11 protein-coding genes and 1 pseudogene are annotated in these 14,091 nt (G+C 41.4%); 1 reads left to right on the forward strand and 11 read right to left on the reverse strand.

Annotated elements, in window-relative coordinates:
* Positions 1–6: 6 nt before the first annotated feature.
* The 5 genes from G587_RS0101185 to G587_RS23975 all read right to left on the reverse strand — a co-directional run bounded on the left by G587_RS0101185 (position 7) and on the right by G587_RS23975 (position 5,653).
* Complete coding sequence (locus G587_RS0101185) at positions 7–1,695, reverse strand: glycosyltransferase family 39 protein (RefSeq protein ID WP_207637456.1); 1,689 nt, start codon at positions 1,693–1,695, stop codon at positions 7–9.
* Positions 1,631–2,731: a 3-isopropylmalate dehydrogenase gene (gene leuB, locus G587_RS0101190; protein WP_026490738.1), complete on the reverse strand. Its 1,101-nt coding sequence runs from the start codon at positions 2,729–2,731 to the stop codon at positions 1,631–1,633. Before leuB ends, G587_RS0101185 begins: the two co-directional genes overlap by 65 nt.
* A gap of 126 nt (positions 2,732–2,857) precedes the next feature.
* Positions 2,858–3,223: a preprotein translocase subunit YajC gene (gene yajC, locus G587_RS0101195; protein WP_242830010.1), complete on the reverse strand. Its 366-nt coding sequence runs from the start codon at positions 3,221–3,223 to the stop codon at positions 2,858–2,860.
* Between the two features lie 74 nt (positions 3,224–3,297).
* The gene (gene tgt, locus G587_RS0101200) at positions 3,298–4,479 is read right to left on the reverse strand and encodes a tRNA guanosine(34) transglycosylase Tgt (RefSeq protein WP_026490740.1); all 1,182 of its coding nucleotides are present in this window, start codon (positions 4,477–4,479) and stop codon (positions 3,298–3,300) included.
* Between the two features lie 82 nt (positions 4,480–4,561).
* Entirely contained in the window at positions 4,562–5,653 is a 1,092-nt protein-coding gene (locus tag G587_RS23975; RefSeq protein ID WP_081673562.1) for a M15 family metallopeptidase, read from the reverse strand.
* Positions 5,654–5,848: 195 nt separating this feature from the next.
* On the opposite strand from G587_RS23975, the gene aroC reads away from it, so the two are divergent.
* On the forward strand, positions 5,849–6,946 hold the full coding sequence (gene aroC, locus G587_RS0101210; RefSeq protein WP_026490741.1) for a chorismate synthase: 1,098 nt from the start codon (positions 5,849–5,851) through the stop codon (positions 6,944–6,946).
* A 48-nt stretch (positions 6,947–6,994) separates the two neighbouring features.
* Here aroC and G587_RS20890 read toward each other — a convergent pair whose 3' ends face one another.
* The 6 genes and pseudogenes from G587_RS20890 to G587_RS20905 all read right to left on the reverse strand — a co-directional run bounded on the left by G587_RS20890 (position 6,995) and on the right by G587_RS20905 (position 14,091).
* Positions 6,995–8,083 (reverse strand): lactonase family protein, encoded by a 1,089-nt coding sequence (locus tag G587_RS20890; protein ID WP_035785264.1) that lies wholly within the window; start codon positions 8,081–8,083, stop codon positions 6,995–6,997.
* A 55-nt stretch (positions 8,084–8,138) separates the two neighbouring features.
* Positions 8,139–9,221, reverse strand: coding sequence for a class II aldolase/adducin family protein (locus G587_RS23980; protein WP_081679290.1), 1,083 nt, complete (start codon positions 9,219–9,221; stop codon positions 8,139–8,141).
* 39 nt (positions 9,222–9,260) lie between these two features.
* Complete coding sequence (locus G587_RS0101225) at positions 9,261–10,532, reverse strand: glutamate-5-semialdehyde dehydrogenase (protein ID WP_035785267.1); 1,272 nt, start codon at positions 10,530–10,532, stop codon at positions 9,261–9,263.
* On the reverse strand, positions 10,529–11,140 hold the full coding sequence (locus tag G587_RS26710) for a 5-formyltetrahydrofolate cyclo-ligase (protein WP_255346224.1): 612 nt from the start codon (positions 11,138–11,140) through the stop codon (positions 10,529–10,531). The genes G587_RS0101225 and G587_RS26710 overlap by 4 nt, the downstream gene beginning before the upstream one ends.
* Positions 11,132–12,862: pseudogene (locus G587_RS20900) on the reverse strand (NAD(P)/FAD-dependent oxidoreductase); the annotation flags it as partial. The gene G587_RS26710 and the pseudogene G587_RS20900, both read right to left, overlap by 9 nt.
* A complete protein-coding gene (locus G587_RS20905; protein WP_051200509.1) occupies positions 12,859–14,091 on the reverse strand; it encodes an aminoacetone oxidase family FAD-binding enzyme in 1,233 nt (410 codons plus the stop codon). The pseudogene G587_RS20900 and the gene G587_RS20905, both read right to left, overlap by 4 nt.

Below are 14,091 nucleotides of genomic sequence, written 5' to 3' on the forward strand. Positions count from 1 at the left end.
ACCTCCTTATCTCTTATAAAGAACAAAGTCTTCATTTTCGTAAAAAATATAATAATGAGAATTCACATAATCCCATGGAATAGTCTCAAAATTTACATAAAACTTCCAATAATCTGATCCGGTGTAGCCTTCCTCCATCATATTCCTGTCTATAAGAATATAATCACAGTCAGTAACATCGGTATTTTCACATTCAATGCCCCATCCGAATTTAAGTAAGTACTGCTGATCACAATCAAGTGCGCATATATTCTTATTCTCAGAGGGATGAGCTATATAAAGTGCATTATAGCAGTTAGTCTCACGCTGTCCATACTGAGCATTATACTCAGGTTTAGTCATCATAAAAATAACAAATATGAGTATACCTATAACAGGAACGGTGGCAAAGATATTTCTTGCAACCGGTGAATCAGATGTATTTCTAATAATCTGCCTCGCCATACGGCTAAGGTGCTCAAGAACATAGGCAAAGGAAATTGCTGACAACACTCCCACATAGGAGAATACTCTGTAGTAGGGAAGCTTTGCCTGGATTATAAGCATTATCGGGTATCCAATAATGTTAAATATCATCAGCAGATTGAATATAGTTCTGCTGTTTTCAAAATGCCTTATGCACTCCGCGATAAGAATTATAAGGGCACATATTGATAAAAACAGCGTAACCACGTTAAATCCGGGATACATATAAGAGCAAAGGGATTTACACCATTCAACAAAGCTCTGCATATATCCTATTCTACTAACGCTCTGAATATATGGCTGTGAAAGCATATAATCAAGGCCTTCCTTTGCAGCCGCAAGAGGATGAGTAAGAATAAGCTTCACGTGAGACATTCCAAAATAAACGCTCGCCTCATCCTTAACAAGAAGGTTTGATCCAACTGCAAGCCATATAACCAGATAAAGACCGAAAACTATTACCGCTGATATGAGTCCTGTGATTATACAGTTTTTCAGTCTCTTAAAATATCTGGTATTCCATACAGAGCCCTTAAAATCATAGCTCCTATATCCATTTACTATTAAGAAAAACGCTGCTGCACAGCAGGAAGGAATAACCCAGTAAATACTGCTCGGAAGCGTATATAAGCCAAGTATAAGAAATATTCCAAACAGTATGTAATCAATGAGCTTAAACTCCTCGGATCTGCATATTAGGGTGAGTTGCCTAAGAACCAGTAAAAAGCAGGTACATCCAAGAGTGTAGCCTCTTCCCTGAATAGAGAGGTCATTTACCAACATACAGCAAAAATACAAAAGCATCGCGCCGTATGAATACCAGTCCTCCATAAATTTCTTGCTTAGCCTGTAAACAAGAAGCGGATTGACAACTGCACAGATGAACGAAACACCTCGAAGTCCTATGTATGAGTTACCAAACATATCAAGCAATGATGATAATACCGAATAGCCGACATGGTTATTGGGAAGCGGCCAGTGAATCGCTGCATACACAGGTCCCCTGCTTATAAAATAGTAATAGGTGTAAAGCTCATCATACCAGGGAGTAAGATATGTCGCCCTCCAGATATAGTAAAAAGCCATACCTATAACTGTAAGGACAACAAGCATATCTATAGGTTCCTGGGGTAAATAATCATATAAAGTTAATGATTCTTCAGATTCATTCGATTCTCGAAGCAATGATATCTCCCATCTTACTGCATCCGCATTTCTTATCTTCTGCAATATTCTCACCACTGCGAATGAGATCTACTGTTCTATAGCCATCCTTGAGAGCTTTTTTAACTGCATTCTCTATGCTCTCAGCTTCCTTCTCAAGCTTAAAGGTGAACTTGAGCATCATAGCTGCTGAAAGGATAGTTGCTATAGGATTGGCAATATCCATACCGGCAATATCAGGAGCGCTGCCATGGCTGGGCTCATAGAGTCCAAAGCTGCTCTCGTTAAGAGAGGCACTGGGAAGCATTCCGATAGAGCCTGTGATCATGCTGGCTTCATCAGATAAGATATCACCAAACATATTCTCCGTAAGAACCACATCAAACTGTGAAGGATCCTTAACAAGCTGCATTGCGCAGTTATCTACAAGCATGTGTGAAAGCTCAACCTCAGGATAATCTGCAGCAACCTCCTCTACAACCTTTCTCCAAAGTCTTGAGGAATCAAGAACGTTTGCCTTATCTACACTTGTCACCCTCTTTGATCTCTGCATGGCAACATCAAAGGCCTTGATAGCGATGCGTCTGATCTCACTCTCTTTATAAACAAGAGTATCTGTTGCTACAAGCTCTCCGTCAACTTCCTCGGTGAATCTGTCACCAAAATACAGACCGCCCGTAAGCTCGCGCATGATCAGAAGATCAAATCCCTTATCAGAGGTCTCCTCCTTAAGCGGACATGCATCAGCAAGCTCAGGATATAAAAATGCAGGTCTTAAATTTGCAAATAAATTCAAGGATTTACGAAGCCCAAGAAGACCGGCTTCAGGTCTAAGAGAAGGCTCAAGCTTATACCATGGTGACGTAGAAGTATTACCGCCGATTGAACCCATAAGTACAGCGTCAGCCTGTTTACATTTGTCGATAGTTTCATCAGTGAGCGGCTTGCCATAGGCATCGATAGATGCGCCACCCATTAAAACATCAGTGAATTCCATTTCGTGTCCGTATACGGAGCAAACCTTATTAAGTACTTTCTTAGCTTCCGCAACGATCTCCGGTCCGATTCCATCGCCCGGGATGCAGGTTATCCCCATTTTCATACTTATTCTCTCCCTATATAATGATAGCCGGCAAATATAAAGTTCGCCGGCTGCCCACTTTATAATGCAGACTGTAACCAGTCTTCTTTTAATTCATTGATATTACGTAAAACTAAAAATCAATAATTACTTGGATTTCTCATCCTTTGAGCTATCCTTAAGCGCATCCTCAGGCTTCTCTACCTCTACGATAGCATCCTTAACCATAGGGATACGGCAGTTCTTGTTATTACCGAACTCAACTATTACTGTTGAAGACTCATCGTCGATATCGATTACTGTTCCGATGAAACCGCCAGTTGTGCGAACGCTGTCACCAACTGCAAGCTGAGAAAGAAGCTGTGCCTTCTGCTTCTGCTCTTTTCTCTGAGGACGGATCATAATAAAATAAAGAACCGCAAAAATAGCAACGTATACCAGAATGATCATCATGCTTCCGGTTCCGCTTACAGCTCCTGCACTTTCAAGAGCCATCATGTTAACAAAACTCATATCAACCTCCAAATTTCCTTATTAAACATATGATTTATCTTACAATTAATACAACTTTAAAACAAGTATACTTTTTAACCCTTTTTCCAACCTTTTGCTATATCGTAACGGGTTGTGGGTTCCTCTGAATCATACTCAAGCATCGAATCAAGAGTATTCTTCTTAAATTCCTTGTATCTGCCTTCATCCAGAGCTGTTCTGATATCTGCCATAAGATGATTATAAAAATACAGATTGTGAAGAACGCAAAGTCTCATCCCAAGCATCTCTCCTGATTTAAGCAGGTGTCTGATATAGCTTCTTGAATATCTTCTGCAGGCAGGACATCTGCAGCCCTCCTCGATTGGTCTGTCATCAAGCTCATATTTCGCATTGAGAAGATTAATGTGACCTCTCTTTGTGTAAAGATGACCGTGTCTTCCGTTTCTGCTGGGATATACGCAGTCAAAGAAGTCAATTCCTCTGTCAACGGCTTCAAGAATATTGGCCGGTGTTCCGACTCCCATAAGATATGTAGGCTTATTTTCAGGAAGATGCTCTGTAACTATATCAAGAACGTGATACATCTCCTCATGAGTCTCACCTACTGCAAGACCACCCACAGCGTAACCGTCAAGCTCCATCTCGGAAATACGCTTTGCGTGCTCAATTCTCAGGTCATCAAAAATCGCTCCCTGATTGATTCCGAACAAAAGCTGATTCTTATTTATTGTATCAGGAAGGGAATTAAGTCTGTTCATCTCATCCTGACATCTCTTAAGCCATCTTGTTGTTCTGTCTACAGACATCTTCACATAATCATGATCTGCTCTTGCGGAAGGACACTCGTCAAAGGCCATGGCGATAGTTGATGCAATATGGGACTGAATTCGCATACTTTCCTCAGGTCCCATGAAAAGCTTGTGTCCATCGATATGGGATCTGAAGTAAACGCCCTCTTCCTTTATTCTTCTGTTTTCAGAAAGTGAGAAAACCTGGAATCCGCCTGAATCAGTCAAAATAGGCTTATCGCAACTCATAAATTTATGAAGTCCGCCCATTTTGTAAATTACATCATCACCCGGACGAAGATGCAGATGATAGGTATTAGATAAAACAACCTGAGTATCAATCTGCTCAAGGTCCTCAGTTGAAACAGCGCCCTTAATAGCAGCAACCGTAGCAACATTCATAAACACAGGAGTCTGAATGGTTCCGTGTACTGTCTTAAATTCAGCGCGCTTTGCCATCCCCTCTTTTTTAAGTAGTTTGTACATGTATTAACCTTACCTTTTATAATATTTTGAGGCAGTTAAAGATAAAAGAAGCTGTTGCAATTAACGCAACAGCCCCAAATACTCAATCATACAAATAATTATCCCAGAATTCTTCCAAGCAGAGATTTTCATTATACATAATTGTAGCAGCGTCTACACCGACATATCTGAAATGCCAGGGTTCATACTCGATACCGGTAATATTCTCCTTACCCTTAAGATATCGAACAACAAAACCGAATTTGTAGCTATTGTCGGCAAGCCACTTACCTGCCTCTGTGTCACCAAACCCCTCATCAAGATTATAATATGAACCGCAGACAATATCAAATGCCAAACCAATCTGATGCTCTGAAGATCCCGGAACAGTAACTGCCTGAGATGTTACATTGTAAGCATCCATATAAGACAGACCTGCTTCAAGGTAATTGTTTATTTTTCTGGCAAAAAGCCCTTCCTGACGATTGCTGTCTCTGTAAGGAGAACAGATTGCAAGATTTATGCCATCATCGGCCGCAGCCTTAAGCATTGCCTTAAGAGGAGACAATACTCTCTGATCGCATTTCATTTCTTCATTGATATCACCGAAGGGGAATTCATATCCATCCGGTATGGGATGCTGCTTATTTACAAGAATAAGCTTCCAGTCAGTAGCATCAAAGGATGCATCAGCACTATCAGTTGCAGCTTCATAGCTCTTAGCTGCTGATTCACTTATATCATCGATATCATCTGCCAGGAGAAATCCCTCTGCCAGCTCCTGATCCTCAGATACTCCCTGATCACTCTCGATGATCTTTTCCTTATCTACATGTGTAACCTTTGCAAGTTCAGCATTGGATTCCATAACAACTGCTTCCAGGGAATCTGATGTATAATACTCGCCGGACTCTTCCACCTTCTCCAAATCAGTAACAAAGCTGACATTCAGCTTCAAAGCATCAGGATAAGTAAAGCTACTGCTAGCAATGAAGAAAAACAATATTGTTGCAAGGCATGTGCATCTCTTTGTGTTATGATAAAAAGCCAGGCCGAAGTTGTAAAAGAGAAGTACAGCCATTGCGTAAAGCATTCCAAGAAACCTTAGTCTCTTGTGCTTTCTGTTAAAAGTGCGGACCCTATCCATAACCTTATCTCTAAAGGTCGGCCCCATCTGTAAACGATTCGCACGCATGACTATGTAACCTCATAAAAAATTATATTACTTTAACATTATAACGCATTTCTTAATTTTTGAAAGAAAAAATTAAGAATAAATTAAGAAATATCATATATTTTAGTAGAAATCTGGGTTTTAGTGTTTGTAATAGTTTCCAAACTGTGTAAAAATAGATGGGTATATATTGACAAAATAAGAAAGGCTAAAACTATGAGCGGATCAACATTTGGAAAAAATATTACCATGTCAACCTGGGGCGAATCCCATGGAAAAGCTCTTGGCGTTGTACTCGACGGGTTTCCTGCAGGACTGGAAATTTCTGAAAAAGATATTCAGGCATTTATGGACAGAAGAAAGCCCGGCTCCTCTGAGGTAACAACCCCCAGAAAAGAGGATGATGAAATCGAGATCCTCTCAGGCATATTTGAAGGAAAGACAACCGGAACCCCCATATCACTTATGGTCAGAAATACTTCTCAGCGCTCCGGAGACTACTCGGAAATATCCCGGTATTACAGACCCGGTCATGCTGATTTTGGTTTTGATGAAAAGTATGGCTTTAGGGATTACAGAGGTGGCGGACGTTCCTCCGGACGTGAGACAATAGGCAGAGTTGCTGCCGGTGCAATCTGCCAGAAGCTCCTTAAGGAAATGGGCATTGAGGTTACAGCCTATACCCGATCGATCGGTGATGTTGATATTGATGATAATAAATTCGATAAGGCTCAGATAACAAAATCAATTACTGCCATGCCCGATGCAGATGCCGACAAGAAGGCTGTTGAACTAATTAACAAATGCAGGGCTGACGGTGATTCCGTAGGCGGTGTTATCGAATGTGTAATAAAAGGAATGCCAGCAGGCGTAGGCGAACCCGTATTTGATAAGCTCGATGCGCTTCTCTCCCACGGTATAATGAGTATCGGTGCCGTAAAGGCAGTTGAGATTGGCGATGGAATCGCTGTATCAAAGTCCTATGGAAGCACCAATAATGATGCCTTCTGCATGGACGAATCATCAGTATCAAAAAAGACCAATCACGCAGGCGGAATACTTGGAGGAATGAGCGATGGCTCCGACATAATCTTAAGGGCCCATGTAAAGCCAACCCCCAGTATCTCAAAGCTCCAGAAAACCGTTAATAAAAGCGGCGAGGAAATTGATGTAAGCATCAAAGGCCGTCACGATCCTGTTGTTGTTCCAAGAGCCGTTGTAGTTGTTGAATGTATGTGTGCATTTATCGTTTTGGATCTTCTTATGTCCAACATGCACTCAAGAATAGATTATCTTAAAGACTTTTATAGCTAAACATAAAAGAAACCGCAATGTCAGCGGTTTCTTTTACTATCTCGATTATTATCTTACTTTCTTTCTCTCACCGAGCTTGTGGAATACGATACAGTTAGGTCTGTCGATTGGAAGCTCAGGTCCATTCATTACAAGAGTATTGTTATCAAAATTAACTGTAAAGAATGTCATAGAGTTTGACTCCTGGTTTAGTGATACAAGGTGCTTGTTATCAGGGAACATGCAGGCATCCTTCGGATACTCTCCTGAGATAGGAAGCTCGATCTTCTTTGTCAAAAGACCTGTCTCCTTATCAACCTTGTAAATGACTACGTTGTTCTCACCTGCAACTGAGCTAACAAGGTAGTTGTAGTCATCAGAGAACTTAAGTGCACTGCTTGCAACACCGATTGTATCCTGCTCGTCAGAGTTCTGAACTGACTGGATCTCCTCAAATGAAGGAAGTCCCTTATCCTCAGTATACTGATAAACATTAATGCTGCACTGCTGCTCAAATACTACATACAGGAATTTACCATCGTATGAGAACTGCATATGTCTGGGAGATGATTCCTGATCACAGTGAATCACATCAATATCGGAAATCTTACCGTGCTCAGTATCGAATCTGTATACGTTTACACGATCCATACCAAGGTCAGCAGCTAAAAGATATTTGTTATCCTTAGTAACCTTGATGCACTGAACGTGAGGAGTATGATTTCTTCCGGCAATTGTTCCAAGGCCCTTATGGAACTTCTCATCAGTGATCTCGCCGATGCTTCCGTCCTCATTAAGTCTAAGGATTGTAACCTTACCATCATGATAGCCTGCGCAAACAAGGAATCTGTCAAACTGGTCCATGTTGATATAGCAGCCACGCATACCGTTGATAGATGCCTTATTGAGAATTGTAAGACTTCCGTCATCCTCAATATGATAAGCCTCTACACCGGCATCGGTAATTGAATAAAGTGTCTCCTTGCTATGTGAAAGAACAATATAAGAAGAGTTCGTGATCTTAACCTTTTCCTTCTCAGTCATTCTACCGTTTTTCATGTCTACATCATAAATACGGATACCATAGTTGTCCTTTGATCCCGAAGTATAACTCGCTACATACGCAACATACTTGTCAGTTTTTGTTTCCTTCGCCATAATCTGTCACCTCATAAAAATTCTGTTATTTAGTTATTTATAATATAATTTTATTTTATTTTACGGAATTTGCAAGGACACTATAATTCTTTCTATAGTTTCTGTTCATCTTAAAACAATCACGTAATGAGATGAACGAACCCTCTCCGAATCTTGTAACTGCGATGTGCGCAATGCAGCCTTTATCAAGGACTATAGCCGCTGCAACAGCGTCATCCTCAGTCGCACCAAGGCAATACGCACCATCGTTATACGCAAACACAGCATTTATGTGCTTTTTCACGGTCAGCGGTGTACCCTCTGCGGTCGGAATTCGAAGGCTTGTACCTATGATCTGAGCAAAGTCATCAAGTAGGGGTCTCATGTGATTTGCCCTTCTCGAGATGGTCATAACCGACTCTGATTTATTGTGAAAAATATATCTAATGTCCGGTCTTTTCGCATAAATATGCTGATGAATGAGTTTTATTCTCTCCGGAGTATCGCTTCTGAGGTAAACTATTTTATCGTTCTCCAGTTTACTAGAAAATCCTTCTTCAATTTCATTATTAATGTCAGTTCTGCAAATACTGAATATGTATTTCTTAGCTGCTCTCTCAAGCTTAATTGCTTCCTTGACAGCTTCATCGGCGTTATGCCCAAAGCACACAGCGCCGTGATTAGCCATTATGATGCTTCTGGTCTCATTGTTCTTAATAGCACATTCCTTGATATTTTCAGCAAGTGCTGTAGTTCCGGGAAGTGCATATTTAGCAATGGGGAAAATTATCTTCTTCTCCTTATGCTCTGCCTTAAGCCTATTTTTACCGAGTGCACCTACACAGGTAGCGTAAACCTGATGAGTATGAACAATAAACTCGGCATCCTTTCTGGCTTTGTAGATAGCCGTATGTACGAGGCTTTCACTTGAAGGCTTATACTCTCCTTCAAATGAATTGTCCTTTATAGAAACTACCGGAAGCATTTCCGGTTTCAGGTCTTCATATCGAATACCGCTTGGTGTGATCAAATAATGATCGTCGTCAATTTTGGCGCTTATATTCCCCCAGGTTCTTACTATAAGTCCCTGTTCAAGAAGAGATAATGAAACATCTATTATCTCCTCCCTCAATCTAAGAATTTCCTCTTTGGTTTTCATTTGTGTTATTGTCTACTTTCTAAATAGTTTTTGGCTTTATCAGCCTCTTATCTGACCATCACCGGTAATCTCAAACTTATATGAGGTCAGCTCCTTAAGTCCCATGGGGCCTCTTGCATGAAGCTTCTGGGTACTTATTCCAATCTCAGCTCCAAAGCCGAACTGGAAGCCGTCTGTAAATCTGGTAGAAGCATTAACATAAACGCAGGCAGCATCTACGCCCTTAAGAAATGCCTTAGCAGCTTCCTCATCCTCAGTTATGATGCTCTCTGAATGACCTGTATTGTATTTATTGATATGGTCGATTGCTTCGTCTACACTCTTAACCGTCTTTACTGACAGAATATAATCAAGATACTCCTTGCCAAAATCATCCTCGTTTGCAGGCTTTGCCTCAGGTAAAAGCTTTATTGAAAGCTCGTCTGCACGAAGCTCGACATTATGCTCCTTCATAGCTTTATGAAGCTCAGGCAAAAATGCATCCTTAATATCCTCATGAACAACCAGGGATTCGGCTGCATTGCACACGCCTATTCTCTGGGTTTTTGCATTAATGATAATAGGAATCGCCTTATTTATATCAGCAGTCTTGTCTATATAAATGTGGCAGTTTCCGCTTCCTGTTTCAATTACAGGGATTCTGCTGTTTTCGCAGACCATTCTTATAAGTCCGGCACTTCCTCTGGGAATTACCACATCGATGTACTCCCTAAGCTTTAAAAGCTCACCGACAGCGGTTCTGTCCGTAAAGGGAACAAGCTGGATAAAGTCAGGATTAAGTCCTTCCTTTTCTATTGTTTTTCTTATAACCTCAGTTATGGCCATATTGGAATTGATGGCATCTGAGCCGCCCTTTAAAATAACTACGTTACCTGATTTAAAGGTAAGGCTGAAGGCATCAGCAGTTACGTTCGGTCTTGATTCATAAATGATGCCAATTACGCCGAGAGGCACACTGACCTTTTTGATCTTAAGGCCATTATCAAGAGTCCAGTCATCAAGAATTCTTCCAACGGGATCAGGAAGCTCAGCAACCTGCTTTATTCCCTCTGCCATATCCTCGATTCGCGCTGTAGTTAAACGCAGTCTGTCGAGAAGTCCTTCATGCATTCCGTTTGCTTCGCCCTGCTTTATATCCTTATTGTTGGCAGCAAGAATATCCGCTGCTTTTTCAACCAAAGCATCAGCAACTTTTAAAAGGACTGAATTCTTTTCAGCTTCAGACAGCTTTTGAAGTTCAAATTTCGCATTATATGCGTTTTGACCAAGCTTATTAATAGTGTCACAAATTTTGATGTTGACTGCGCTCATGATCTGTAAATCTCCTTATCCGTAATAACAATGTTTGCCTTAATATCATCGCCAGACATATACCCGGACAGATCGTCCAGAGTATGCTGAAAATCGTAACCAATAGCTATGGAATTCATATTACCATTATGAAGCTCATTCTCAAAGAGTTTCATGTAATTATCGTAATATCCGCCGCCATATCCGATGCGATTGCCAAAATTATCAAATACAAGCCCTGGTAAAACAATAATAGCTTTTCCCATATCCTTCTTATAAGTAACGGAACTACTGTTATACACCGGCTCAGGAATTGAGTACTTTCCTTCTGTAAGCTCATCCGGAGAACTGATCTGTACAAACTCCATTTTCCTCGCTTTAGTATCCGTTATCTTAGGACAAAATACCTTCTTATTTTCTGAAAGGGCTTTATTAATTATGGATATCGTAGAAGCCTCACTTCCAAAGCTGTTAAATATAAGTATATTTTCTGTTTCCTTATATTCCTCTAAGCTAAGAAGGTTATCAGTTATGCACTCATCAAGCTTTTCCTTTTCATCGGATGGTAGCTCTTCGCGGCGCTTCTTCATGATATTCCTGTAGTAGTCCTTGCCGCTTCTGTAATGCATGGCTATTCTCTCAGCCACCTTCATTCCATCCATGGCTGCTGATGTAATGCCGCCTGCATAGCCTGCGCCTTCTCCGGAAGGGTAAAGTCCCTCAATGCCGATAGCCTCAAGATTATCATCTCTGTTTATCCTGACCGGCGATGAGGTCCTGGACTCTATTCCCGATAAAAGGGCTTCATCATTATCAAAGCCCTCTATCATACGTCCAAAGTGCTCCATTCCCTCAACAATTGATCTGTTTATTCTAAGGGGCAGAATCTCATGAACGGGAGCAAATTCCCAAATACCCTTTATGCAGGGCTGGTTTCTTTCTTCCTTACCGTGCTCATTAATTGAATTTATGAGAGCAGTATTTTCTTCTGAAACGTCAGCTCCACCTTCCTTTTTCGTTAATATATCTACGCCACACTTAAAGTCGTCGAAGTACTCAACAGGAACCTTGCCATCAGCAAGCTTATATGCCTTCTCTTCAAGATTTCTCTGAAACTCAACACCTGATAAAACGTCATCGCCGCCAAAGTCTGAAGGCTCAATGGTAACAACGATTGCGCTGTTTGCGTTTTTGCCGTCTCGTCCTGAGTAGCTCATTCCATTTACGCAGAGCCTGCCATCCTCTGATGAAGCATTAACGACATATCCGCCCGGGCACATACAGAATGAATATACGCCTCTCTCATCGCTACTCCTTGCAGTAACCTTATAGGGTGAAGGAGGAAGGCTGGTGGGATTTTCAATGCCATACTGGGACTTATTAATTAATGTCTGCTCATGCTCAACTCTAAGTCCGATCGCAAAGGCCTTGGGCTCCATGTTAAGTCCCTGATCCTTAAGGGCATAGAAGGTGTCTCTTGCGCTGTGTCCTATTGCAAGAACCACAACATCCGACTTGAACTCCTTTCCATCCATACACCTTACGCCTTCGATCTTGCCATTATTTATCAAAAGCTCGGTGACCCTGGTCTCAAAATAAAAATCGCCACCATGAGAGATTATCTCATTTCTGATATTCTTTATAACTGTTCTAAGGACGTCCGTTCCGATATGAGGCTTTGATTCAAAGAGAATATCCTCTGACGCACCATACCTGTGGAAAATCTTAAGACACTCAAGTCCAAGACCGTTCTTATCCTTGATCATGGTATTAAGCTTACCATCAGAAAAGGTGCCTGCGCCGCCCTCACCAAACTGGACATTACCTTCAGGCATAAGCTTTCCGCCCTTCCAGAAGGCTTCAACAGCGTCATGTCTCTTATCAATGTCATAGCCGCGCTCAAGCACGATTGGGCAATAGCCTGCCATGGCAAGCTCGTATGCGCAAAAAAGACCGGCAGGTCCTGCACCTATGATGATAGGTCTGGACGCACCCTTAGTCTCTCTTTTTAAGGCTTCATCTTCTTTTCTGTTACATGGAAATCTGTATATCTTTTCAGAAACAACAGCTGCAAATTTACAGCCTGATTTCTTGATTATCTTTTCTTCGGATAAGCCCTTTATATTTACGCTTACATCAATGACATAAACATCCATAATCTCAGGCTTTTTTCTCGCATCTATAGAATGCTTTCTTATAATTACGTTATCTATGTCGGATAAGCCAATCTTTAACAGCTTTGATGCCTTTTTTGAAAGTTTTCTTTTTATGACATCAATTCTGTCCGGTTCTTTTTCAGGGAGCTTTTCGTGTCCGCTGTTACCTATTTTTACTGAATTTAATCTTATCATAAGCAGCTTGCCGCCTCTCCCGCTATATATCCGCTTGTCCATGCCCACTGAAGGTTATAGCCTCCGCAGCGTCCATCCACATCACATAATTCGCCTACTACAAAAACTCCGGGAGTCTTCTTGCTCTGAAGCGTATCATCCAGATCTCCGAGACTTATTCCGCCTCTTGTAACCTGAGCCTTTTTGTAGTCACCAAAGCCAGATATCTTAATGTGAAGCGCCCTGTATTTATGAAGCACACAGGAAATCATGGATTCACCCACGTTCCTAACCTTCATATTACCGCTAAGCTTCATTCGTTTTAATATCATCTCATTAATATTGGAATTGCAAAAGCCGTCAAGAAGCTCAGAGAGCCTTCTCTCACCGGGAAGCTCCAGCATGGCTTTTACAAGGCCGTCGAATTCTTCATCATTATATCCTGGAAAGAAATTAATGGATGCGGTAACAGGTCTCCCCTTGGAAAGATGCTCAGCAACAGTACCTGATGACTGCATCACAGGGATACCGGATATTCCTTTTCCTGTTATCTGCACTTCACCATATTCAGATGCGATAACACTATCACCGATAAGGAAATTAACTCTCGCAAGGGCTCTTACTCCGCTCTCCTTTGGCAGTGTCTCATCCTCGGAATTAAGTGACACAAGAGCAGGATATGTATCCTTCTTGGTCATTCCGAGCTTTTCACAAATATAATAGCCGTCACCAGTAGAGCCTGTAGACTTAGGTCCTGCAAGGCCTCCCACAGAAAGGATCACAGCCTTTCCCTTATGAACTCCGACAGAGGTTTTAACGGTAAATTCTCCGTTATCCTCCTTTGTAATCTGTTTTACCTGCTCATTAAAGAAAAACTCTACGCCCAGTCTCTTACATTCATTTACCAAAACAGAAACTACTGAAGTAGCCTGTCCTGAAATGGGATAAAGGTAACCGTTCTCACTTATAACAACAAGTCCTAAAGACGTAAAAAAATCCGCAGCTTCATTAACTCCGAATCTTTTTAACCATTTCTTCATCCTGTCTCTTGCATTAGGATTATAATCATCAGCTGATATATTCAGATTGGCAAGATTACACCTGCCGTTACCGGTCATTGAGAGCTTTTTACCACAGGAATCTGTCTTCTCAATAACCGTAACCTTAGCGCCATCCCTGGCAGCAGCTATAGCCGCACAAAGCCCGGAAGCTCCGCCGCCGGCAATAATCACATGATTTTCATTAGCCAA

This window comes from Butyrivibrio sp. XPD2002 (genome assembly GCF_000423945.1).
In the GTDB taxonomy this organism is placed as follows: domain Bacteria; phylum Bacillota; class Clostridia; order Lachnospirales; family Lachnospiraceae; genus Butyrivibrio.